The sequence below is a fragment of the Pseudomonas sp. GW458-11-26-14-LB4 genome (assembly GCF_059423925.1).
The window spans coordinates 128,735-151,246 of sequence record NZ_JBWKYU010000012.1 but is presented as its reverse complement, the minus strand read 5'-3'; the positions used below and the strand labels follow the sequence as shown (position 1 = coordinate 151,246).

Annotated in this window: 25 protein-coding genes; 12 read left to right on the top strand and 13 right to left on the bottom strand. The window is 60.1% G+C overall.

Annotated elements, in window-relative coordinates:
* The first annotated feature begins 90 nt into the window (after positions 1-90).
* Both AC07XZ_RS17620 and AC07XZ_RS17615 read left to right on the top strand, forming a co-directional pair.
* The gene (locus AC07XZ_RS17620) at positions 91-573 is read left to right on the top strand and encodes a glutathione peroxidase (protein ID WP_007959082.1); all 483 of its coding nucleotides are present in this window, start codon (positions 91-93) and stop codon (positions 571-573) included.
* Between the two features lie 157 nt (positions 574-730).
* On the top strand, positions 731-1,834 hold the full coding sequence (locus AC07XZ_RS17615) for an NADH:flavin oxidoreductase (RefSeq protein WP_064600676.1): 1,104 nt from the start codon (positions 731-733) through the stop codon (positions 1,832-1,834).
* Here the strand turns inward: AC07XZ_RS17615 and AC07XZ_RS17610 are convergent.
* A complete protein-coding gene (locus AC07XZ_RS17610; RefSeq protein ID WP_102686876.1) occupies positions 1,803-3,023 on the bottom strand; it encodes a glycosyltransferase family 4 protein in 1,221 nt (406 codons plus the stop codon). The two genes, AC07XZ_RS17615 and AC07XZ_RS17610, sit on opposite strands and share 32 nt — an antisense overlap.
* Positions 3,024-3,059: 36 nt before the next feature.
* Positions 3,060-3,812 (bottom strand): sulfate transporter CysZ, encoded by a 753-nt coding sequence (gene cysZ / locus AC07XZ_RS17605; protein WP_011332493.1) that lies wholly within the window; start codon positions 3,810-3,812, stop codon positions 3,060-3,062.
* Positions 3,813-4,122: 310 nt separating this feature from the next.
* Between cysZ and trxB the strand changes: the two genes are divergently transcribed.
* Positions 4,123-5,085 carry a thioredoxin-disulfide reductase gene (trxB, locus tag AC07XZ_RS17600; protein ID WP_085746943.1) on the top strand — a complete coding sequence of 321 codons (963 nt, stop codon included), beginning with the start codon at positions 4,123-4,125 and terminating at the stop codon, positions 5,083-5,085.
* Positions 5,086-5,286: 201 nt separating this feature from the next.
* On the opposite strand, the gene AC07XZ_RS17595 is transcribed toward trxB, so the two are convergent.
* The 6 genes from AC07XZ_RS17595 to AC07XZ_RS17570 all read right to left on the bottom strand — a co-directional run bounded on the left by AC07XZ_RS17595 (position 5,287) and on the right by AC07XZ_RS17570 (position 8,273).
* Positions 5,287-5,625, bottom strand: a complete 339-nt coding sequence (locus AC07XZ_RS17595) for a HopJ type III effector protein (RefSeq protein ID WP_011332495.1) — start codon at positions 5,623-5,625, stop codon at positions 5,287-5,289.
* Positions 5,618-5,914 (bottom strand): DUF1244 domain-containing protein, encoded by a 297-nt coding sequence (locus AC07XZ_RS17590; RefSeq protein WP_007957206.1) that lies wholly within the window; start codon positions 5,912-5,914, stop codon positions 5,618-5,620. The genes AC07XZ_RS17595 and AC07XZ_RS17590 overlap by 8 nt, the downstream gene beginning before the upstream one ends.
* A gap of 68 nt (positions 5,915-5,982) precedes the next feature.
* Positions 5,983-6,354: a dihydroneopterin triphosphate 2'-epimerase gene (gene folX, locus AC07XZ_RS17585; protein WP_007957207.1), complete on the bottom strand. Its 372-nt coding sequence runs from the start codon at positions 6,352-6,354 to the stop codon at positions 5,983-5,985.
* Positions 6,355-6,915, bottom strand: a complete 561-nt coding sequence (gene folE, locus AC07XZ_RS17580) for a GTP cyclohydrolase I FolE (protein ID WP_102686877.1) — start codon at positions 6,913-6,915, stop codon at positions 6,355-6,357.
* Positions 6,916-6,936: 21 nt separating this feature from the next.
* Positions 6,937-7,647: a dihydromonapterin reductase gene (folM, locus tag AC07XZ_RS17575; protein WP_102686878.1), complete on the bottom strand. Its 711-nt coding sequence runs from the start codon at positions 7,645-7,647 to the stop codon at positions 6,937-6,939.
* Positions 7,648-7,703: 56 nt separating this feature from the next.
* Positions 7,704-8,273 carry an antibiotic biosynthesis monooxygenase gene (locus AC07XZ_RS17570; RefSeq protein ID WP_007957213.1) on the bottom strand — a complete coding sequence of 190 codons (570 nt, stop codon included), beginning with the start codon at positions 8,271-8,273 and terminating at the stop codon, positions 7,704-7,706.
* 213 nt (positions 8,274-8,486) lie between these two features.
* Between AC07XZ_RS17570 and AC07XZ_RS17565 the strand changes: the two genes are divergently transcribed.
* Positions 8,487-9,446 (top strand): MerR family transcriptional regulator, encoded by a 960-nt coding sequence (locus tag AC07XZ_RS17565; RefSeq protein ID WP_085747044.1) that lies wholly within the window; start codon positions 8,487-8,489, stop codon positions 9,444-9,446.
* Positions 9,447-9,449: 3 nt separating this feature from the next.
* On the opposite strand, the gene AC07XZ_RS17560 is transcribed toward AC07XZ_RS17565, so the two are convergent.
* Both AC07XZ_RS17560 and AC07XZ_RS17555 read right to left on the bottom strand, forming a co-directional pair.
* Positions 9,450-10,055 carry a hypothetical protein gene (locus AC07XZ_RS17560; RefSeq protein WP_085608095.1) on the bottom strand — a complete coding sequence of 202 codons (606 nt, stop codon included), beginning with the start codon at positions 10,053-10,055 and terminating at the stop codon, positions 9,450-9,452.
* A 54-nt stretch (positions 10,056-10,109) separates the two neighbouring features.
* Entirely contained in the window at positions 10,110-10,586 is a 477-nt protein-coding gene (locus AC07XZ_RS17555; protein ID WP_085746947.1) for a PAS domain-containing protein, read from the bottom strand.
* A 153-nt stretch (positions 10,587-10,739) separates the two neighbouring features.
* Between AC07XZ_RS17555 and AC07XZ_RS17550 the strand changes: the two genes are divergently transcribed.
* Positions 10,740-11,195: a flavodoxin gene (locus AC07XZ_RS17550; protein ID WP_102686879.1), complete on the top strand. Its 456-nt coding sequence runs from the start codon at positions 10,740-10,742 to the stop codon at positions 11,193-11,195.
* Here the strand turns inward: AC07XZ_RS17550 and AC07XZ_RS17545 are convergent.
* Positions 11,185-12,072, bottom strand: a complete 888-nt coding sequence (locus AC07XZ_RS17545; protein WP_102686880.1) for a LysR family transcriptional regulator — start codon at positions 12,070-12,072, stop codon at positions 11,185-11,187. The genes AC07XZ_RS17550 and AC07XZ_RS17545 overlap by 11 nt on opposite strands.
* A gap of 97 nt (positions 12,073-12,169) precedes the next feature.
* Here AC07XZ_RS17545 and AC07XZ_RS17540 point away from each other — a divergent pair, with 97 nt between their 5' ends.
* From AC07XZ_RS17540 to AC07XZ_RS17520, 5 genes are all read left to right on the top strand, one after another.
* Complete coding sequence (locus tag AC07XZ_RS17540) at positions 12,170-12,556, top strand: CidA/LrgA family protein (RefSeq protein WP_102686881.1); 387 nt, start codon at positions 12,170-12,172, stop codon at positions 12,554-12,556.
* The gene (locus AC07XZ_RS17535; RefSeq protein ID WP_085746951.1) at positions 12,546-13,232 is read left to right on the top strand and encodes an LrgB family protein; all 687 of its coding nucleotides are present in this window, start codon (positions 12,546-12,548) and stop codon (positions 13,230-13,232) included. The genes AC07XZ_RS17540 and AC07XZ_RS17535 overlap by 11 nt, the downstream gene beginning before the upstream one ends.
* A 132-nt stretch (positions 13,233-13,364) precedes the next feature.
* Complete coding sequence (locus AC07XZ_RS17530; protein WP_102686882.1) at positions 13,365-14,147, top strand: class II aldolase/adducin family protein; 783 nt, start codon at positions 13,365-13,367, stop codon at positions 14,145-14,147.
* Positions 14,147-15,049 (top strand): alpha/beta fold hydrolase, encoded by a 903-nt coding sequence (locus AC07XZ_RS17525; RefSeq protein ID WP_102686883.1) that lies wholly within the window; start codon positions 14,147-14,149, stop codon positions 15,047-15,049. Before AC07XZ_RS17530 ends, AC07XZ_RS17525 begins: the two co-directional genes overlap by 1 nt.
* A 152-nt stretch (positions 15,050-15,201) precedes the next feature.
* Positions 15,202-16,113 carry an SDR family oxidoreductase gene (locus AC07XZ_RS17520; RefSeq protein WP_011332507.1) on the top strand — a complete coding sequence of 304 codons (912 nt, stop codon included), beginning with the start codon at positions 15,202-15,204 and terminating at the stop codon, positions 16,111-16,113.
* A gap of 44 nt (positions 16,114-16,157) precedes the next feature.
* Here the strand turns inward: AC07XZ_RS17520 and AC07XZ_RS17515 are convergent, their stop codons facing one another.
* Positions 16,158-16,418, bottom strand: coding sequence for a hypothetical protein (locus AC07XZ_RS17515; protein ID WP_007957240.1), 261 nt, complete (start codon positions 16,416-16,418; stop codon positions 16,158-16,160).
* On the bottom strand, positions 16,415-18,580 hold the full coding sequence (locus AC07XZ_RS17510) for an S-type pyocin domain-containing protein (RefSeq protein ID WP_102686884.1): 2,166 nt from the start codon (positions 18,578-18,580) through the stop codon (positions 16,415-16,417). The genes AC07XZ_RS17515 and AC07XZ_RS17510 overlap by 4 nt, the downstream gene beginning before the upstream one ends.
* A 715-nt stretch (positions 18,581-19,295) precedes the next feature.
* Here AC07XZ_RS17510 and AC07XZ_RS17505 point away from each other — a divergent pair.
* Together AC07XZ_RS17505 and AC07XZ_RS17500 are read left to right on the top strand one after the other, a co-directional pair.
* Entirely contained in the window at positions 19,296-21,089 is a 1,794-nt protein-coding gene (locus AC07XZ_RS17505; protein ID WP_102686885.1) for a DUF1302 domain-containing protein, read from the top strand.
* A 23-nt stretch (positions 21,090-21,112) separates the two neighbouring features.
* Positions 21,113-22,480, top strand: coding sequence for a DUF1329 domain-containing protein (locus AC07XZ_RS17500; protein WP_085746957.1), 1,368 nt, complete (start codon positions 21,113-21,115; stop codon positions 22,478-22,480).
* Positions 22,481-22,512 lie beyond the last annotated feature (32 nt).

Below are 22,512 nucleotides of genomic sequence, written 5' to 3'. Positions count from 1 at the left end.
CGCCCGAGGGCGCCTTTTTAGTCCGCGGCTGTCCTTGGTGGCCTCGCCAAGTGGCTGTTTCGAGTAGAAAACGGGAATCTGGAGTTCGTCATGAGTGCTTTTCACGACCTTAAGTTGACAGCCCTGGATGGTCAGGAGCTACCGCTGGCACCCTTCAAGGGCCAAGTCGTGCTGGTGGTCAACGTCGCCTCCAAATGCGGCTTGACCCCACAGTACGCGGCGCTGGAAAACCTTTATCAGCAATACAAAGGCAAAGGCTTCAGTGTGCTGGGCCTGCCGTGCAACCAGTTTGCCGGTCAGGAACCGGGCAGTGAGCAGGAGATCCAGGAATTCTGCAGCCTCAACTATGGCGTGAGTTTTCCGTTGTCGAAAAAGCTCGAAGTCAACGGTCACGACCGTCATCAGCTCTACCGCCTGCTGGCGGGCGAGGGCGCGGAGTTTCCCGGTGATATCACCTGGAATTTCGAGAAATTCCTGCTCGGCAAGGACGGTCGGGTACTGGCCCGATTCTCGCCGCGCACGGCGCCGGATGATCCTTCGGTGATTACGGCGATTGAAAAAGCCCTGAGCTGAAACACAAAAATCGCAGCCCTCGAGCTGCGATTTTTTTCGCCTGCCTTTTGACCCTTAATCATTCAGATCAATAGTGCTATCGCACGGTTGGAACTCCGCATATTATCGCCGTCATATGAATCGCATGCCCGTCGATCAATTTTTCGTGGAGCCTCCCATGCCCGTGCAAGCCCTGTTCAAACCGTTCCAGCTCGGTGCCCTCGAACTGCCGACCCGCGTGGTCATGGCGCCGATGACCCGTTCGTTTTCTCCAGGCGGTGTGCCCAATTCCAAAGTGATCGAGTACTACCGTCGTCGCGCGGCGGCCGGTGTCGGCCTGATCATCACCGAAGGCACCACCGTCGGCCACCAGGCTTCCAACGGTTACCCGAACGTGCCGCACTTCTACGGTGAAGCCGCGCTGGCCGGCTGGAAGAAAGTCGTGGATGCGGTGCACGCCGAAGGCGGCAAGATTGTTCCGCAACTGTGGCACGTCGGCAATGTGCGCCGTCTGGGCACCGAGCCGGATGCGAGCGTGCCGGGTTACGGCCCGTCGGAAAAACTCAAGGACGGTCAGGTCGTGGTGCACGGCATGACCAAACAGGACATCCAGGATGTAATCGCCGCGTTCGCTCAAGCCGCCAAAGATGCCCAAAGCATCGGCATGGACGGCGTGGAAATCCACGGCGCCCACGGTTACCTGATCGACCAGTTCTTCTGGGAAGGCAGCAACCAGCGCACTGACGAATACGGTGGCAGCCTGGCCAACCGTTCGCGTTTCGCCATTGAGCTGATCCAGGCCGTACGCGCGGCGGTGGGCGAAGGCTTTCCGATCATCTTCCGCTTCTCGCAGTGGAAACAGCAGGACTACACCGCGCGTCTGGTGCAAACCGCCGAAGCGCTGGGTGAATTCCTCAAGCCGTTGTCCGACGCTGGCGTGGACATTTTCCATTGCTCGACGCGCCGTTTCTGGGAGCCGGAATTCGACGGTTCCGACCTGAATCTGGCCGGCTGGACACGCAAGCTGACCGGCAAACCGACCATCACCGTCGGCAGCGTCGGCCTCGATGGCGAGTTCCTGCAGTTCATGGTCAACACCGACAAGGTCGCGCAACCGGCCAGTCTGGAAAAACTGCTGGAGCGTCTGAACAACGACGAGTTCGATCTGGTGGCGGTGGGGCGTGCGCTGCTGGTCGATCCGGACTGGGCGCAGAAAGTGCGCGAAGGCCGCGAGCAGGACATTCTGCCGTTCAGCCGTGAGGCGTTGATGACGCTGGTTTGATCGCCGTGGGCGGCTTGTCGCGCAGGTCGCGGCAAGCCCCCAGCAAATGGTTTTCAAACTGTTCGACGATAGCCGCCCAACCCTGGCGGCTGGCGTGTTGGCGTGCGTTCAGGCGTACGCAGCGCAACCTTTCGTCTTCTTCCAGCAGCCACGCCGCTGCCTCGCAGAACGCCTCTTCATCCCCGGGCATCGCCAGCACGCCGTTGTAGCCATGGCGAATATGCTGGGCCGCCGCGGCCTGATCGTAAGCCACCACCCCAAGGCCTGAGGCCAGCGCTTCCAGCACGACGTTGCCGAAGGTTTCGGTCAGGCTCGGAAACAGAAACACATCCCCCGACGCATAGTGCGCTGCCAGTGCTTCGCCCCGTTGCGAGCCGCAGAAAATCGCCTCGGGCAGTTCCTTCTCCAGTGCCATTCGTTGCGGTCCGTCGCCGACCACGATCAGCTTCAGGTTGCGTTGTGGATACGTGCCGGCGAGCTTTTCGAAACTGCGCTTGAGCAGGCCGAGGTTTTTCTCCGGTGCCAGGCGTCCTACGTGAATGACAGCAATGTCCTGCTCGCCAAGACCCCATTGCTCACGCAAGGCATTCAGGCGTTTGGCCGGGTGAAACAACTGACTGTCGACACCCCGCGACAGCAGCGCCAGGCGTTCGAAGTGCCGACGCTCCAGCTCCAGACGCTGGCTGGCGCTCGGCACTAGGGTCATGGCCGAACGATTGTGAAACCAGCGCAGGTAGTGGGTGAGCAAGCGCGTCAGCAAACCGAGCCCGTACTGTTGGGTGTATTGCTGAAAGTTGGTATGAAAGCCGCTGACCACGGCAATCCCCAGACGCTGTGCCGCGCGCAAAGCCGACAGCCCGAGCGGACCTTCGGTGGCGATATAGAGCACATCCGGGCGCTGGCGGGTCCAGCGCCGCAACAGTTTGTGCATCGACGACTGACCCCATTGCAGCCCCGGATAACCCGGCAACGGCCAGCCCCGGCACAACAGCAGCGAGTCGTCTTCACTGCGCTGCGGATCGTCCGCCTGACGCGGTCGCACCAGTTCCACCCGATGCCCGCGTGCGCGCAAACCGTCGCACAAGCGGCCAAGGGTATTGGCCACGCCGTTGATTTCCGGTGGGAAGGTTTCGCTGATGAGGGTGATATGTAGAGCTGTCGTCATGACCTCAGTGTCGGCTGAGGCCATGTCGTGGTTGTGACGTTCGGATGATGGATTTGTGACTCAGCGTTGCGTCACCAGATTCTCGGCTCCGCGCTCGCGCACCCAGAACAACGTCGCGCCAGCCACAGCGGCCGGCATCATCAGGATGTTGACCACCGGAATCAGCAACACCAGATAAACGATCCCGCCGAAACTCATGCTCTGCCAGCGCTTCTGGCGCAGCCAGGCGAGCATTTCGTTCCAGCCCAGCTTGTGGTTGTCCGCCGGGTAGTCGATGTACTGGATCGCCATCATCCACACCCCGAACAGTAACCACAGCGGCGCGGCGACGATGTTCACCACCGGGATGAACGAGAGGATGAACAGGCCGATCGCCCGGGGCAGGAAATAACCGAGCTTGCGCATTTCCCGGGCGAGGGTGCGCGGGATCATGGCGATCAGTTCGCCCCAGCTGAAGGCCGGGAAGTCGTCGGTGCCGCGCACTACCACTTCGACTTTTTCCGCGAGGAAACCGTTGAACGGGGCGGCGATTACGTTGGCCAGCATGGTGAAGGTGAAAAACACCATCAACGCCACCAGCACCACGAACAGCGGCCACAGGATGTAGCTGAGGAAACTCAGCCACTCGGGCAGCGACGGCATCAGTGTGTCGACCCAAAGGCTGAACTGGTGGCCGGCCAGATAAATCAATCCGACGAACAGCACCAGGTTGATGGCCAGCGGCAGCAGCACGAACAGGCGCAGGCCAGGGCTCAAGACCAGTTTGAGGCCTTCGCGCAGGTATTGCGGGCCGGACAGAACAGGGGCGGGCATAAGGTGCTCCGAGCAAGGGAAAACGCGCCGACCTTACCGACTTTGCAGAACCTGTGAAAGCGCGGCAGCGGGATCGACATTCACTGTAACAAAGACGTCCATCTCGTCAGTGTGTCGGCATAGAGACCACCTATGAGCTGGATTGTTAAACCGTATTTCCTTAATCTTGCCCCCCTCGATACGCTGCACCCAACTTTTTACAGGACTGTCGAGCTCACGCCTTCCCCAAGGTTATCCACAGTCCTTTTTTATTCCCGCCGGCAGTCCGGCGTCCGGCCAGGTGTCTTGGCCGGTCAACAGGAGCAGGTTCATGTCTGAAGTCCGTCATTCGCGAGTGATCATCCTCGGTTCCGGCCCTGCCGGTTACAGCGCTGCCGTCTACGCTGCCCGTGCCAACCTCAAGCCGCTGCTGATCACCGGCATGCAGGCCGGCGGTCAACTGACCACCACCACCGAAGTCGACAACTGGCCGGGCGACGTCCACGGTCTGACCGGCCCGGTGCTGATGGAGCGCATGCGCGAGCACGCCGAGCGTTTTGAAACCGAGATCGTTTTCGATCACATCAACGCTGTGGACTTCGCTTCCAAGCCATACAGCCTGACCGGCGACAGCGGCACCTACACCTGCGACGCGCTGATCATCGCCACTGGCGCCAGCGCTCGTTACCTGGGCCTGCCGTCGGAAGAAGCGTTCATGGGCAAAGGCGTTTCGGCCTGCGCGACCTGCGACGGTTTCTTCTATCGCAACAAGCCGGTGGCCGTGGTCGGTGGCGGTAATACCGCTGTCGAAGAAGCCCTGTACCTGGCCAACATCGCCAGCAAGGTCACCCTGATCCACCGTCGCGAAACCTTCCGCGCCGAGAAGATCCTGATCGACAAGCTCAACGCCCGTGTGGCCGAAGGCAAGATCGAGCTGAAACTGAACGCGAACCTGGACGAAGTGCTGGGCGACAACATGGGCGTGACCGGCGCGCGTCTGAAGAACAACGACGGCAGCTTCGACGAAATCAAGGTCGACGGCGTGTTCATCGCGATCGGCCACACCCCGAACACCTCGCTGTTCGAAGGTCAGCTGGAGCTGAAGGACGGCTACCTCGTGGTTCAGGGCGGCCGTGAAGGCAACGCCACCGCGACCAGCGTCGAAGGCATCTTCGCTGCCGGCGATGTGGCCGACCACGTTTACCGTCAGGCCATCACCTCGGCCGGCGCCGGTTGCATGGCGGCACTGGACACGGAGCGTTACCTGGACGATCTGCAGAACGTTTCGTTCTAAGAACGCAGACACAAAAAACCGGCCAATTGGCCGGTTTTTTCATGCCCATTATTCACAGGCACCACGACAATGATCGTTCCCACGCTCTGTGTCGGAATCCCTCATCTGGACGCTCTGCGTCCTTGGGACGCGGAGCGTCCCCGGCTGCATTCCCACGCGGAGCGTGGGAACGATCTGACAGGGATAGTGTTGTGTCGGGATTCAGCGGCGGGTCAGCGGTTGCGCTTCGAATTTCACGCCCGCCAGACCGTGCTGGATCAGCGCACGGATATTGCCGTGATCGCTGCCTTCAGGCGTTGCCACGACCGAGCGGTAGTGTTCGCCGAACGCCAGCAGCGCTTCTTCGTCGCTCAAGCCTTCCAGCAGCGCCAGACCCAAAGTCTTGCACGAACCTTCGTTCTGCCCGGCCGCGTTTTCCACGCCGCCGTTGTTGAACGCCTGAGGCTGGTAGTCGTAACCGGCGGCGATGAAGGACAGGGTGTCGGCAAAAACGTGTTCGCCGCTCTTGAGGCTGGCGCGCAGTGTGTTCAGATCACTCATTGGGTTTTCCTTTGGCGAACGCCGCTTGCTGTTCGGCGCTGGCTTCTTGCTGATATTGGGCTTTCCAGTCGGCGTACGGCATGCCGTAAACCACTTCACGGGCATCGTCGAGGCTGACCTCGATCCGGCGCTCGTCGGCCTCGGCTTTGTACCACTTGGACAAGCAGTTGCGGCAGAACCCGGCGAGGTTCATCAGGTCGATGTTCTGCACGTCCTTGCGGCTGTCCAGGTGGGCGACCAGCCGGCGGAAGGCGGCGGCTTCGAGTTCGAGGCGTTGTTGCTCGGTCATGATGGGCTCTGTGCAGTCAAATCGTGGCGCGGATGATAAAAGTCTGACGCCCGGAGCGCCAGACACGTTCAGCGGCTGGCGGCGAGGGTGATCGACACCGACTCGGCAAAACGCAACGCATGCGGCTTGTCGACTTCGACTTCGGCGTACAGCACCGATTCGTTGGCCATCACCAGATCCAGCAGTTCCTGGGTCAGGCGTTCGAGCAGCGCGAAACGGTTGCCTTCCACATGCGCGATGATCGCCTTGGTGATGGTGCGGTAGTTCAGCGCGTGGTCGATGTCGTTGTCTCGCACCGCTTCCTGTGCGGCGTACAGGATGGTCAGGTTGATCAGCACATCCTGCTTGTTGAGGATTTCGTCCTCGTTGATCCCGATGAAGGTGCGCAGGCGCAGATCCTTGACCCGGATGCGCGCCATTCCCGGTTGAAGTTGTGGCATTTACTTGCTCCGTCCAATCAATTGCAGGAACTCCTGGCGGGTGTTGCTCGACTCGCGGAAGGCGCCGAGCATGACCGAGGTGTTCATGGTCGAATTCTGTTTCTCGACACCGCGCATCATCATGCACATGTGCCGGGCTTCTATGACCACCGCGACACCGGCGGCATCGGTGACTTGCTGGACCGCCTCGGCGATCTGGCGGGTGAGGTTTTCCTGGATCTGCAGGCGGCGGGCGAACATGTCCACCAGCCGCGCGATCTTCGACAGCCCCAGCACCTTGCCCGTCGGAATATAAGCCACATGGGCCTTGCCGATGAAGGGCAGCAGGTGATGTTCGCACAACGAGTACAGCTCGATGTCGGCGACGATGATCATCTCGTCGGTGTTGGAGGCAAACAGCGCGCCATTGACGATCTCGTCGACGCTCTGTTCGTAGCCGTGACACAGGTACTGCATGGCCTTGGCCGCCCGCACCGGCGTGTCGAGCAGTCCTTCGCGGTCAGGGTTTTCACCGAGACCGATCAGGATCTCGCGGTAATTCTCGGGCAGGGAACGGGTCATGGAGCATCCTCGCGGGGCGTATTACTTGACGTGCCGCCCGCCGTTTACGGTCAGGGTCGTGCCGGTGACATACGGGTTGTCGAGCAGATAGCGCAGGCTCTGATAAATCACTTCGCTGCCGGGTTCGATGCCCAGCGCGGACTTGGCCAGCGCCTTGGCGCGGTACGCCGCGTCGTCGTCGGGATTGAACAATAGCAGGGCTGGCGCAATGCCGTTGACCTTGATTGACGGCGCGTAGCGCGCGGCGAAGGACAGCGTGAGACTGTCGAGCCCGGCCTTGCTGGCGCAATAGCCGATGTGTTTGCTGCTGCCCTTGCGGGTGACGTCATCGCTGATGTGGATGATGTCGGCAGGACTCGAACGTTGCAGCAGTTCGGCGCAATGCAGGTTGATCAGGTACGGCGCCAGCATGTGGATGTTGAACATCCGGCTAAAGGCTTCGGCTTCGCCGTCGTCGGTTTCCGCCAGCCATTCGGAAGCGTTGTGCACGATGGCGCGCAGGCTGTCGGAGTGGGTCTTCAGTTCGGTGATGAACGCGAGGATCGAGGCTTCACTGGAAAAGTCCGCGTGCAGCCCGAGGGCGCCCAGATCCCGCAATGCCTTCACACCCGGCCGTTCGCTGCGGTAGGTGAAGATCACCCGATGACCGTCTTCCAGCAGACGCTGCGCGCAATGCAGGCCGACCCGCTGGCCGGCGCCGGTGATGAGGATGGGAGCTGTGTGAGAAGTCATGTACGGCTCGCGTCGAAGTCAGAGCAAAAACTATAACAGCGACGCGAGCGACGGCTTCAGCGATTTTGCGTGGAGGGTGCGGCAGGCAGCGGGCGTGCAGGCGCCGGGTTGAGCCAGCCGGCCAGCAGGCGGGTCGACAGCGGAATGAAGAAGTAGACCATCAACGGGGTCAGGCAGAGCGTGCTGATGAAGACCCTCGGCAACAGGCTCATTTCCGCGAGCAGCGGGCCCAGCACGAAATTGAACAGCAGCGACACCGGGAAGAACGCCAGCCAGATCGCCACCGCTTGCTTCCAGCGAGGAGGACGTGCGCCAGCTGCACCGAACCAGCCTTCGATTCCGCTGACCCGATGTTCCGTCGGGTGAGCAAACAGATCGCTGCCACGAGCCAGCCATGCGGTGCGCGATGCCGAGTGTTCCCAGGCGTGCAGGGTCTGTTCGTCGACGAAGCGGAAGATGATCTGGAATTCATCGTCGCCGGGAGGCGGTGCCAGTACGCCGGAGCCGAGATAACCGGGGAAGTCGGTGGCCAGTTGTTCGCCTTCTCGCAGCCAGGCGATCAGATCCTGATAACGACCATTGGCGACACGACGCGCGACCATCAGCGTGACGGGGGAAGTAGACATTGTGTATCTCCGTATTGCATTTGCGTCGCTCCGGGTAGGAGTTTCGCCTGACGCAGCGCCGGGGTAGAGGGCTGCGTTTTTCGACAAGCAAGGATTATTCCTGATTATCGTGACAAAACCAGAGACTTTCGTCTCATTTTGTCGGTTGAACCGGGGAGGGGCATCCGGAGTAGAATGGGATCCAACTTCGCCAACAAGGACGTGTCCGCCCAAATGCCTGTCATTACAGACGTTCGCCCTGCTTCGCAGGCATCTGTTGCGCTGGAGCGCGAGGAGCTTTTCCCGATTCGCGAAGTGTCGCGCGTGACCGGCGTGAACCCGGTCACGTTGCGCGCATGGGAGCGTCGGTATGGTTTGATCGAGCCGACACGCACCGAAAGTGGGCATCGTTTGTATTCCATGACTGATATCGAGCGCGTTCGCAGCATCGTCGACTGGATCGATCGGGGTGTCGCCGTGAGCAAGATCGGCAGGATCCTCGCCAAGACCGAGCCGATGAAGGTGCTGGCCCACTTAATTCCCGATGACCTGGTGCAGGCTGACTACCTCCAGTGGCAGGAACAGGTCCGGCAGGCAGTCAGCTCGTTCGACGATCAGTTGCTCGAGCGGGTCTACGGACAGATTTTCTCCTCCTATGCCTTGCCCGTAGTGTTTCAGGACATCCTGATGCCGCTGTGGCTGCAAATGCTCCAGCGTCAGGACGCGTTCGGGCAGACCAGCGAGTGGCTGTTCTTCGATGGTTTTCTGCGAGCGAAGGTGCTGCAGCGCATCGTCGTGCTGCGCGGCTCGCAACCGCGCAAGGTAATCGTCAGCGCGCTGGCCGGTCAATGTCGTGAGCTTGAATTGCTGGTGGCGGCGCTGTTTCTCAGCGGCAATGACGCGGGGGTTCGTGTGCTCACCACCGGTCAGCCGTTCGACGAGCTGACGCTGGTGTGCGAAAAGACCCGGCCCCAGGCGTTGGTGCTGTTTTCCAATCACGCGCCGACCGCCGAGCTGCCGCGACGTCTGAATCGTCTGGCCTTGAGTCTGGATTGTCAGTTGATGCTGGCAGGCGATGCTGCCGATCTGGCGCAGGACAGCCTGGCCGGATCATCGGTTGGCTGTCTGGGCAACGAAGGGGCGACCATGCGCCAGCGCATGAATCAGTTCCTGGCAGGGACGCTGGATACCTGAGAATCAGGTGTGCAGGGCAGGGTGGGTCAGGCGATGCTGTTGCAGGATGAACTGGCGCAGACGCTCGGTTTCGTCGGCATCGCTCTGGCTTAGCTCGTAAGCATAAAAGCCGTTTTCGGTTTCCCGCTCGAACGTCCCGCGCAGGGAAATCCGCTCGTAGCCTGACGGGCTGAACCACAACGCAAAGTGCTTCGGCGGTTTGGTTTTGTTGCGCACTTCCAGCAACACACCCTTGTGCGAAACCTCGTGAACCCACAACGTTCCCGGCTGGCCCTTGGCATTTTCCAGTGCCACCGGCTCTTCCAGGGTCAGGCGCCATGGGCGCACCATCGGCCCGTCTTCATAAATGCTCGGTACGCCCAGGCGCAGGTGCAGAGCGTGGAACTCGTCTTCCACCAGATGCAGCGGGAAAGTCATCTGCTGATTTTCGAAGTTGGCCTGGATGGTGACTTGCTCATGGGCCGCCAGACGCGTGAGCAGATCACGGATCTGCGAACCACCATTGACCAGCAGGCTCGACGTCGCATCCCGCACATTGAGTTGCGGGTTGTGTTGCATGGTCTGGATGAAATCCAGCTCATCCTGGGTCAGGAGGGCGTCACGCTGCATGGCTAACTCGAAATGAATAATTACAAAGTCTTTGGTGATTGTAGTTAATGACAATTAGTTCGCGGTTTTGTTTGCGCCGTTCGTCGCTTTCAGTTCTGCGAGTTCGGCTTCCAGCGCCGCAACCCGGGCTTCCAGTTGCACAACCCGCTGCTGGGCCTTGACCTGAACGGTGACGTCTTTTTGCACGCCCACGAAATAGGTCATTCCGTCATCGGCATTTTTAATCGTGGACAGGGACAGCTCGTTCCAGAACGGCGTGCCATCCTTGCGATAATTACGCAGGATTTCCCGGCATGAGCCGCCTTCTCTCAAAACCTCGCGAATTACCCCGAGACTGGCCTGGTCACGATCCCCAGCCTGCAGGAAGCGACAGTCCTGATAGAGAATTTCCTCGCGGGTGTAGCCGGTCATTTTTTCGAAAGCCGGGTTCACGTAGATCAGGATGTTGTCCTGATCGCCTTCCTTTTCAGCCACCACGATCCCTTCGTTCGACGCGTTGATCACCATTTGCAGCAGACTGGCATTGATCATCTATGAAGCCTTACAAGGATTTCGGTGGCAGGCATTCTAGAAGATCGACCGGCGCTGTCTACTGGCCATCAGCGCTTATCGAGAGCCAATCGCAACAGAGCGCCGCTGGCTGTTACTATCGCCGCTCTTTTTTTCAGTTTCAGGATCAGATTGATGAAAGTCGCCATCCTCTCCGGCTCCGTGTACGGCACGGCCGAAGAAGTCGCTCGCAACGCTCAGAGCCTGTTGAACGCCGCCGGTTTTGAAACCTTCTACAACGCCCGCGCCAGCCTTGCCGATCTCCAGGCGTTTGGCCCTGAAGCCTTGCTCGGCGTGACTTCGACCACCGGCATGGGTGAGCTGCCGGACAACCTGCAACCGTTGTATTCGGCGATTCGCGACCAATTGCCGGCGGCCTGGCGTGGTTTGCCTGGCGCGGTGATCGCCTTGGGTGACGCCAGTTACGGCGACACGTTCTGCGGCGGCGGCGAGCAATTGCGCGAGTTGTTCGGCGAACTGGGTGTACGCGAAGTGCAGGACATGCTGCGCATCGACGCCAGCGAAAGCGTTACCCCGGAAACCGACGCCGAGCCTTGGCTGGAACAGTTGATCGCCACGCTCAAGGGCTGATCCCGCGTTCACGCAACAGCGCCAGCCAGGCCTGTGCAGCCTTCGACAGATAGGCGCCCCGGCGCCAGATGAAAGCGATGTCCCAGCGCAAGTAATCCGGCGCGTTCAAGGTCAGGCGAACCACGCCTGGCCGTACCAGTCCGCGCGCCACCACGCTGGGCAGCAACACCACGCCTTGCCCGGCGGCGACCAGCGCCGCGAGAAAATCCGCCTGCCCGCTGCGCCCGCCTTCCTTCGGCGTGAAGCCCATCTGCTGGCATGCCTGAAGCAAACGATCGTTGAGCACGAAACTGCGCTGATACAAAAGGAACGGTGTATCGGCCAACTCCTCCAGACCGATTTCGCCTTTTGTCGCCAGCGGGTGATCCACCGGAAGAAGCGCATCCAGCGGTTCATCACAGAACGGCTGGAAGTCGAACTGCGGATCTTTCGGCAGCAGGCTGCCGCCCAACTCCAGCTCACCGCTGAGCACCGCCTGTTCGATATTGCGACTGCCGCCTTCAAGCAACTGCACGCAGATGTTCGGGTAACGCCGTCGGTATTCGGCGAACAGCCCGGCAAACAACGCATCGCTACCGAGCAATGGCAGCCCGAGACGTAGCTCGCCGCGTGCCAGATGGCTGAGGTCATCCAGTTCGCTGAGCAATTCATTGCGCAACCGCAGCATGCCTTCTGCCCGTTGCAGCACCACGCTGCCGGCGGCGGTCAGGCGTATTTGCGAACCCAGCCGTTCGAGCAATGGGGTGCCGAGGCTCTGTTCGAGCTGGGCGATCTGCTTGCTCACGGCGGACTGACTGATGTGCAGGGTCTTCGCGGCTTGGGTGAAGCCGCCTTGGTGCATCACTTCGACGAAGCTTTTGAGCTGTTTGAATTCCATGGCCTGATTCCATATTGGAATGGCTTTGAGTCTAACAATTCGCTTCGGAGATGGCAGTCGGGTTCGTAAAATAGGCACCTGAAAGGAGCCCCCCCGGATGAAAGCCTCGACCGTTAAATACCTCTCCCGCTTGCTGGCCGAACTGGCCGTCCTGCTTGCTCTCTACCTGCTCGGCTGCCAGATCGCAGCGTGGCTGGCCTGGCCGATTCCCGGCGGTGTGATCGGCATGGCCCTGTTGCTGCTGGGTTTTGCGTTCGGCTGGGTTAAACCGGCGGCGCTGCAAATGGGCGCAGGGTTGTTGATGGCGGAGATGCTGCTGTTCTTCATTCCGGCGTTGATGAGCCTGCTGGATTACGGCGCATTGCTGCGTGACGACGGCTGGCGGATTCTGCTGGTGATCGCCGCCAGTACGCTGATGGTGATGCTGGTGACCGCGTTCACCGTGGAGCTGGCCGTGCGCCTGAGGCGGTCCCATGAAGCTTGAGCTGATGCCGATGTTCTGGCTGGCATTCACGTTGCTGGCTTATCTGTTCAGTCGCTGGCTGTATCGCCGGACCGGGCGCTACTTGCTGTCGCCCCTGATTTTGGTCCCTGCGTTGCTGCTGGCGCTTGCCGTGCCGCTGCACACCGCTTACGCCGAATATTCGAGTAACACCCATTGGCTGATGCTGGTGCTCGGGCCGGTCACCGTGGCGTTTGCGGTGCCGATCTGGCAGCAGCGGCGTTTGTTGGTGCGGCATTGGTCGGCGTTGCTGCTGGGCATGCTGGCCGGCAGCGCCGCGTCGATCGGCACTTCGTTCGGCCTCGCGAAAGCACTGGCGCTGGACAGTTCGGTGACGCTGTCGCTGGTGCCGCGTTCGATCACCACACCGTTCGCCATGCCGCTGGCGCAGGATCTGGGTGGCGTGCCGGAGCTGACAGCGGTGTTCGTGATGTTCACCGGAGTGTTCGGTGCCATGCTCGGCGGTGTGCTGCTCAAGTGGCTGCCGCTGCGCAGCGCCCTGGCGCGCGGGGCATTGTTCGGCGTCGGTGCGCACGGTGCCGGGGTCAGCCGGGCCCATGAAGTGGGCGGCGAGGAAGGTTCGGTGGCGGGGTTGGTGATGGTGCTGACGGGGTTGCTCAATCTGTTCGCCGCACCTTTGTTGGCGTCGTTGCTTTGACATGGATCCAAGCTGTTTGCGTGGCTGACTCGTTCAGTCATCAAGCTGGCTGCCAATGCAACTACGCGGCCGTCCATGGCTGACTAGACTGCTGACACACGCAAAAACAATAAGAACGCAGAGGTGCATACAGTGAGCGTAGCCCCCGTCCCTTCGTCCGTGAACGTCAAAGACCAGGTCAGTGCCGCGGAATGGCAGACCCGGGTCGATCTGGCCGCCTGTTATCGTCTGGTCGCGCTGCATGGCTGGGACGATCTGATCTTCACCCACATTTCCGCCAATGTGCCCGGCACCGAAGATTTCCTGATCAACCCGTTCGGCCTGATGTTCCATGAGATCACCGCCTCGAGTCTGGTGAAGGTCGACCAGGCCGGCAACAAACTCATGGACAGCCCTTACGAGATCAATCCCGCCGGTTACACGATCCACAGCGCCGTGCACGAAGTGCGGCACGACGTGGCCTGCGTGCTGCACACCCACACCGCTTCCGGTGTCGCGGTGTCGGCGCAGAAACAGGGTGTGTTGCCGATCAGTCAGCAATCGCTGTTCGTGCTGTCGAGCCTGGCCTTTCATGCCTATGAAGGTGTGGCCCTGAACCATGAAGAGAAAGCGCGGTTGCAGGCGGATCTCGGTGACTGCAATTTCCTGATGCTGCACAACCATGGTCTGCTGACCTGTGGCGGCACCATCGCCGACACGTTCCTGATGATGTTCACCTTCCAGCGCGCCTGCGACATTCAGGTCATGGCGCAGACCGGCGGTGCCGAACTGATCGCCATCGAACCGCAGATTCTGGCAGGCGCCAAGGCGATGATCGCCGGCGTCACCAAAAGTGCTCAAGGCATGGGTGGCGCGCTGGCCTGGCCGGCGCTGCTGCGCAAACTCGATAAACAAGACCCGGGGTATAAACTCTAATGCCTCTCGCCGAGATCCCTCTGAGTGCCTGGCGCAAACGCAGCCAGACGTTTGTCTTCCGTGGTCAGCCGATCCGCTACTGGACGGCCGGGCAGGGCGATCCGCTGCTGCTGATCCATGGCTTTCCGACGGCCAGTTGGGACTGGCATTACCTGTGGCAACCGCTGTCCCAGCGCTACCGGGTGATTGCCTGCGACATGCTCGGCTTCGGCGACTCGGCCAAACCCCTGAATCACACTTACAGCCTGCTGGAGCAGGCCGATCTGCAACAGGCTTTGCTGGCGCATCTGCAGGTCGAACAATCGGTGCACATTCTGGCCCACGACTACGGCGACAGTGTTGCCCAGGAACTGCTGGCCCGGCATTACGAAGATCGAATCGAGGTCGCCAGCTGCGTGTTCCTCAACGGCGGTCTGTTCCCGGAAACCCATCGGCCGCTGCTGACGCAAAAACTGTTGCTCAGCCCGTTGGGCTGGATGATCGGCCGGGCGTTTACCCGCGATGCGCTGGTAAAAAGTTTCCGGCAGATCTTCGGCCCGGACACCCGGCCCAGCGAAAGCGAGATGGATGATTTCTGGAGCCTGATCGAATGCAATCGTGGGCCGCGAGTCATGCACAAGCTGATCCACTACATTCCCGAGCGCAGGGTCCAGCGTGATCGCTGGGTCGCAGCGATGCAGCGCGGCGAGGTGCCGTTGCGGGTGATCGATGGCGAGGTCGATCCGATTTCCGGCGCGCACATGGTCGAGCGTTATCGCGAGCTGATTCCCGACGCGGACACCGTGCTGTTGCCGGGCATCGGCCACTACCCGCAAACCGAAGCGCCGGTGCAGGTGCTCAAGCACTACCTCGAATTTCGCGATCACTTCGTGTTGCCGCCGCGCAAGGTGGCGTGTTCCTGAGTTCGTGCCGCAGGCGCCGGGCGCCGCGGCACGTTTTCATCATCCCCCAGCCTTATCGCGCACCATTCAGCCCCAGCCGTGTTCGTTGTGACCGAACGCGTCGTGCCTGACACTCGGGGACACTGTCCCTCAGGTCTGCTGGAGTTGCCCCGATGAATGAGTCTGTGCGTTTCGAAGATAAAGTCGTGATCGTCACCGGAGCCGGTGGTGGCCTGGGACGCGCTCACGCTTTGCTGTTCGCCAAACAGGGCGCCAAAGTGCTGGTCAACGACCTCGGCGGTTCAACCCAGGGCGAAGGCGCAAACGCTTCGGCTGCCGACCGCGTGGTAGCGGAAATCCGTGAGGCCGGCGGCATCGCCGAAGCCAACCATGACTCGGTCACCGACGGCGACAAACTGGTGCAGAACGCGCTCGATGTGTTCGGCCGCGTCGATGTGGTGGTGAACAACGCCGGGATCCTGCGTGACAAGACCTTCCACAAAATGGAAGACGCCGACTGGGATCTGGTCTACCGCGTCCACGTCGAAGGCGCCTACAAAGTGACCCGTGCCGCATGGCCGCACCTGCGTGAGCAAAATTATGGGCGAGTGATCTTCACCGCATCGACCTCGGGCATCTACGGAAACTTCGGCCAGTCCAATTACGGCATGGCCAAACTCGGTCTCTACGGCCTGACCCGTACCCTGGCCATCGAAGGTCGCAAGAACAACATCCTGGTCAACGCCATCGCCCCCACCGGCGGCACGCGCATGACCGAAGGCCTGATCCCGCCGCAAGTGTTCGAACAACTCAAACCGGAGCTGGTCAGCCCGCTGGTGGTGTACCTGGCCAGCGAACAATGCCAGGAAACTTCCGGCCTGTTCGAAGTCGGCGGCGGCTGGATGGGCAAGGTGCGCTGGGAGCGCAGCCTGGGTGCCGGGTTCGATCCTCGCGTCGGGTTTTCCCCGGAAGACGTCGCGGCGCACTGGCAGCAGATCTGTGATTTCGAAGGCGCGGCGCATCCGAAGGACAACATCGAAGCGCTGAAGGAAATGATGGGGAATCTGCAGAAGTATTCGTTGTAACCTGAAGTGGCCACTAGGTGAGAGCCTGGTGGCCGATTTGCCGATCAGGTGTATCTGTTTTCGATCATGAATTTTGGTGGGGACCAGTTCGGGCCTTTGATCGCCAGGCCGTGCTCTCCGAGAGCAAGTACCCCGGCGGCGAAGAGGCGGGAGTAGGCGTTTTCGAGTGCGCCATACTCTTTGAGGATGTCACGGTTATAGAGTCTGATCATCCTGTCCAGATGTGGATTTGCTTTGATCAACGCGAACACTGCAACGATGTCATCAAGGGACTCGTTTTTTACGATTTGTTCGACAGTATTCATTTCCACATCTCCTTCAACAACCTTTGGTATTCGAGTTCCACTTGTTCTGCGTCGGCGGCCAGCGCTTCAGGTGTGTACAGCAGCGAAGCATCGTCTTTGAGTTTGAAGTCTTCCAGCGTTGCTGTGTGAACATTGTTCCACACAGGAGAGTTCGGATCAGGTCGTTCGTTATCCCCATATCCCAAGGCTCTGAATCTTTCTAGCTCTCTCAACTCATGAGTGTAGAAGCGCTTGTCTGTATCCGTTATCTCAAGCTCTCCGCTGATGATTTTTTCCAGGCGATCAATCATTACCTTATTGGCGGCCGATTCAGGAAATCTTGAGATGTGTAGTCGCACAGTGCTTGCTCCTTCTGATGTTGCAGTTACAGGGGACCATTCCAAGTCAAGAATTGGTCCACCTGTTTCCTCGGGGTTAAACGCGCGGCCACTGTGCTCGCCACCTTCAACGCCTCCCTCATAGGGACTGCTGAAAACCACATACAACGGCGACAATCCGGACTCAGTTGGAAAGACCGTGATAAACCCGCCAAACCCATACCGATCCAGCTCGGGAAACGGATCGATCCGTCCCTCGTCTGGAACAACTTCAGCACCGTCGTAGACCGGAGGATCGTTATCGGCCAGCGGCAGGTGGGTCGAGGTATCTTGTGGCTGTACCAACGGCGTCCAGGTCAGCGTGGGGCCGTTGGTGTCGCTGGCGGTGGAAACGTAGACGTTTTTACTGGCGTCGAAGCGAGCGGCTCTCACGGGAACAGGGGCGGGGACTGTCACTCCGTCCGTCGTGACTACGACGAATTCGACTTTGTCGCCGATCGTCGACGAGCCCAGCCTGACCGGCAGATCGACTGTTCCCCCGACGGCCGCCACGTGATGAAGATCTTCATTCAGATCCGGTGCGAGGTCTGACAAGGGAACGCTGGCCGAATACAGGTCGCTGTTCCCTAGTTTTGAAGGGGCGAGCAACGCCGCGAACCCGACGATCACCGGTGCGGCAGCAGTGGAGATGGCAGCCAGCGCCAAAGAAACCGCCGTTTGCAGCGAAGTTCTGAGCGCCAGAGTCGTGGCCAGGTTGTTGCCAAAAACGCCGAGCGGGCCGGTAAAGGTGGGACCCAAAGCGGCCATCGAACCCGCATTGGCAAAGAGCGGAGGTTGTCCGGTTTTGGCGTTTTCGGCTTGCCGTTGCGCCTGCTCCCTGGCGATCTTGCGTGCTTTTTTTCGCTGTTTCTTTTGTGCTTTTCTCAGCGCTTTCTGCTGCTTTTCCCGACGTGTTTTTTCAGCCAGTTGCCGGCGTTCCTCTTCGCGGCGCTGAACTTCGGCTTGCGCTTGCAGGCGTGCCTGCTCGGCGGCGACTTGTCGCGCAGCGGCTGCGGCGGCGATTTGTGCCAGCTCATCCGCCAGCCTTTGCGCCTCGAGCAGCGCTGCAACGCGCGCCTGTTCACGCGCCTGAATTTCCTGCTGTTCTTTTTGCCGACGCGCAGTTTCTGCCAGTGCTGCGAGTCGTGCCTGTTCATTGATGCGCGCCAGGTCGGCCGCCGCTCTTTGCGCTTGCTGTTCAGCCGCTATTCGCTCTTGATCATTGGCCTGCACGGCGGCCAGCCATTTTTGTACTCCGACCTGTTGCTGGTTAAGTATGGCGATGGATTGCGTCAGCAAGATCGCTTCGTGGGCGGCTCTGTACGAGGTCGCCCAAGCCTGCATGGCAAGACCACGAGGCCTGACGTTGCTATCCATGTTCTGCGCTTGTCGATAAAAAACATGGAAGTCCTTATTGAGTGGCGTCTCCCCAAAAAAATGGTTAACAAGAATATTTTTTTGATGAAGTTGAGCGGTCTTTCTAGCAATAAGTGTGTGGCGTACTCCTAGCTCTCGAGTGATTGCTTGCGCGGGAGGAAGCGGATGGGTATTGCCTTCCAGACGTGTTGCGGCGAGTTCCTGCTCAATCGATTGCACCAGTTGTTGGTTCTGAGATTGAAAGTCCTGTTCAATCTTTAGTTTCGCAGCAGTGAACTCCCGCGAACTGGCTACAACGTTATGTGGGATGCCAAACGTGCCGCTATGGGGCAGAACAGGGGATGTCCCGCGAATGATGGGAGTGTTTGGCGGTGCAATTGCTGTCGTATGGACAGCCTCTGTTAATACAAAGGGTGGAGGTTTCTGCATATTCATATCCTTTTGAATGTGCGTGTTGGCTCACTGGCAAAATGGTGCTGTTGAAAGCGGCGCCTGTGTCGCCAGCGAATGTTTGAGGTGCTTCAAGTTACAACAAAACTCTGGTTACAAAATCCGAGAGCTCCGTAAGTAATGGTGTTTCGTTTTGAAAGAGGGTTCCTGGGTTTTCAACGTTCAGGTCATATTTCTTTGGTGCAAGAGGAAATGTCCGACATTGTTTTCGAAGTTGTTCGAAAGATAGGGCGTTCGGCTTTTCAGCAGGCATAAAAAAGGCCGCTGCAAACGCAGCGGCCAAGGTAAGACGTTGGATCAAGGAGCTACAAATCAACGTCAGTGAACACCGGGGCGATGGATCGAAAAACGCTTCGATCGATCAGAAATCATTGCCAACGACTCGGTCGTGGACTTCGTGCTTACTGGCGGTCTGCCGTGAAAGCCCGCTCAGAATAAGGGCTGGCGCCTCAGGGAAAAATAGCGATTCCGGACATGCACTGTTACGGGGCATGTAACAGTGGCGCGCACCGGGGTCGTCATTATCCGTTGCGTTGATAGTGATCCATCCAGCCTGTTCATGGCGGGCGCAAAGCCTTGCTGCAGGCGGGGATTCATCCTTTTGAGCGACAGTGTGAATACCTCCTTGGTGCGCTTATCGTCCCTGCGTGGCGGCAGTAGGGTGGGGTCTTCTGTCACTCACCGGGGAAGACGCATGACAAAAACAACAATGCGCGCCATCTTCACACCGCACGCGCTTGCCGCTGCGGTGGCCTTGGGTTGCTGTGCCCAGGCGCACGCGGTCGCTTTCAATATCGGGGAAATCGAAGGCACCTTCGATTCGTCGCTGTCGGTCGGTGCGAGCTGGGGCATGCGCGATGCCGACAAGTCGCTGGTGGGGACTGTCAACGGCGGGACCGGCCAGTCTTCCACCGGTGATGACGGGCGTTTGAACTTCAAGAAGGGCGAGACCTTTTCCAAGATCTTCAAAGGCATCCACGACCTCGAACTGAAGTACGGCGACACCGGTGTGTTCGTGCGCGGCAAGTACTGGTACGACTTCGAACTCAAGGACGAAGACCGCGAGTTCAAACAGATCAGTGACAAGGGTCGCAAAGAAGGCGCGAAGTCTTCCGGCGCGCAGATTCTTGATGCGTTCGTCTATCACAACTACTCCATCGCCGACCTGCCGGGCACCGTGCGTGCCGGTAAGCAAGTAGTGAGCTGGGGCGAAAGTACCTTCATCGGCAACTCGATCAACAGCATCAACCCGATCGACGTCTCGGCGTTTCGCCGGCCAGGTGCGGAGATCAAGGAAGGGCTGATTCCGGTGAACATGCTGTTCGCCTCTCAGGGGCTCACCGACCAACTGACGGTCGAAGGCTTCTATCAACTGGAATGGGATCAGACCGTCCTCGACAACTGCGGCACCTTCTTCGGTGTCGACGTGGCGGCGGACGGTTGCAACAACGGTTACACCGTCGGCAGCCCGGCGATCGCCCCGTTGGCGCCGCTGGCGGCAGCCTTTGGCCAGCCGATCCAGGTGACCCGCGAAGGCGTGATCGTGCCCCGTGGCGGCGACCGCGATGCGCGGGATTCCGGGCAATGGGGCACGGCGTTGCGCTGGCTCGGCGATGACACCGAGTACGGCCTCTACTTCATGAACTATCACAGCCGCACGCCGACGGTTGGCACCAGCACCGCCGGCCTGTCGACCCTCGCGGCCTTGCCGGGCATGGTCGGGATCGCCAACCGGCTGGCGCCCGGCAGTGGATCGGGACTGGCGCAAAGCGTGATGCTCGGGCGTGGTCAGTACTACCTCGAATACCCGGAAGACATCCGCCTGTATGGCGCGAGTTTCTCTACCACGCTGCCGACCGGCACCGCCTGGACCGGCGAGATCAGCTATCGCCCTAACGCGCCGGTGCAGGTCAACACCAACGACCTGACCCTTGCGCTGCTCAATCCGATTGCCGGCGGTGCCGCGTCGCCGCTGCTTACCTCGCCGGGTGCTGACAACAAGGGCTACCGACGCAAGGAAGTGACCCAGATCCAGAGCACGCTGACGCACTTTTTCGATCAGGTCTGGGGCGCTCAGCGTCTGACCCTGGTCGGCGAAGCGGCGGTGGTGCGGGTTGGCGGCCTGGAGTCGCGCAGCAAGCTGCGTTACGGCCGTGACTCGGTCTACGGCCAGTACGGTTTCGGCGGTGACACCGACGGTTTCGTCACCTCCACCTCCTGGGGGTATCGCGCCCGGGCGATCCTCGATTACGCCAACGTGATCGGCGGGATCAACCTCAAGCCCAACCTGTCCTGGTCCCACGACGTCGCCGGTTATGGCCCCAACGGTCTGTTCAACGAAGGCGCCAAGGCCGTCAGCGTCGGGGTCGATGCCGACTACCGCAACACCTATACCGCGAGCCTGAGTTACACCGATTTTTTCGGCGGTGACTACAACACCCTCGAAGACCGTGACTTCGTGGCCCTGAGCTTCGGTGTGAACTTCTGATCTGCCCGAGAAGGATGAATGCAATGCGCAAGATGATTCTGCAATGCGGTGTCCTGGCCCTGAGCCTCCTGGCCGCCAATGTGATCGCGGCGGTGTCGCCGGACGAAGCCAACAAGCTTGGCACCAGCCTGACGCCGCTGGGCGCCGAGAAGGCCGGCAACGCCGACGGCTCGATTCCGGCCTGGACCGGCGGTATCCCGAAAAACGCCGGTGCGGTCGACGGCAAGGGCTTTCTGGCTGACCCGTTCGCCAGTGAAAAACCGCTGTTCACCATCACCGCCGCCAACGTCGACAAGTACAAGGACAAACTGTCCGACGGCCAGGTGGCGATGTTCAAGCGCTACCCCGAGACGTACAAGATCCCGGTCTACCCGACCCATCGCACCGTGGCCGTGCCGCCGGAAATCTACGAATCGGCCAAACGCAGCGCGCTGAACGTCACCAGCATCAACGACGGCAACGGACTGGCCAATTTCACCGGTAACCGCTACTACGCGTTCCCCATTCCCAAAAATGGCGTCGAGGTGTTGTGGAACCACATCACCCGTTATCACGGCGGCAACCTGCGGCGGATCATCACGCAGGTGACCCCGCAAACCAATGGCAGCTACACGCCGATCCGCTTTGAAGAAGAGATCGCCGTGCCGCAACTGATGAAGGATCTCGATCCGGAAAAAGCCGCCAACGTTCTGACTTTCTTCAAACAGTCGGTGACAGCGCCGGCGCGTCTGGCCGGTAACGTGCTGCTGGTGCACGAGACCCTCGATCAGGTGAAGGAACCTCGCCTGGCATGGATCTACAACGCCGGGCAGCGCCGGGTGCGGCGTGCGCCGCAGGTCGCCTATGACGGGCCGGGCACCGCTGCCGACGGCCTGCGCACCTCGGACAACTTCGACATGTTTTCCGGCGCGCCGGACCGCTACGACTGGAAACTGATCGGCAAGAAAGAAATGTACATTCCGTACAACAGCTACAAGCTCGACTCGCCGAGTCTCAAGTACGACGACATCGTCAAGGCGGGGCACATCAACCAGGACCTGACCCGCTATGAACTGCACCGGGTCTGGGAAGTGGTCGGCACGGTGAAACCGAACGAGCGGCACATCTACGCCAAGCGCCACATGTACATCGACGAGGACAGCTGGCAAGTGGCGCTGGCCGATCACTACGACGGTCGCGGGCAGCTGTGGCGAGTGGCCGAGGGACACGCGCAGTACTACTACGATCATCAGGCCCAGGCCTACACCCTCGAAGCGCTCTACGACATCATCGCCGGCCGCTACATTGCCCTGGGGATGAAGAACGAAGAGAAGCACAGCTTCGAATTCGGCTTCGAAGCCAAGGCCGCCGACTACACCCCGTCGGCCCTGCGCGCCGAGGGCGTGAGGTAAGGGTTTCGATACATTGGCAAGGCAAAAGGCGA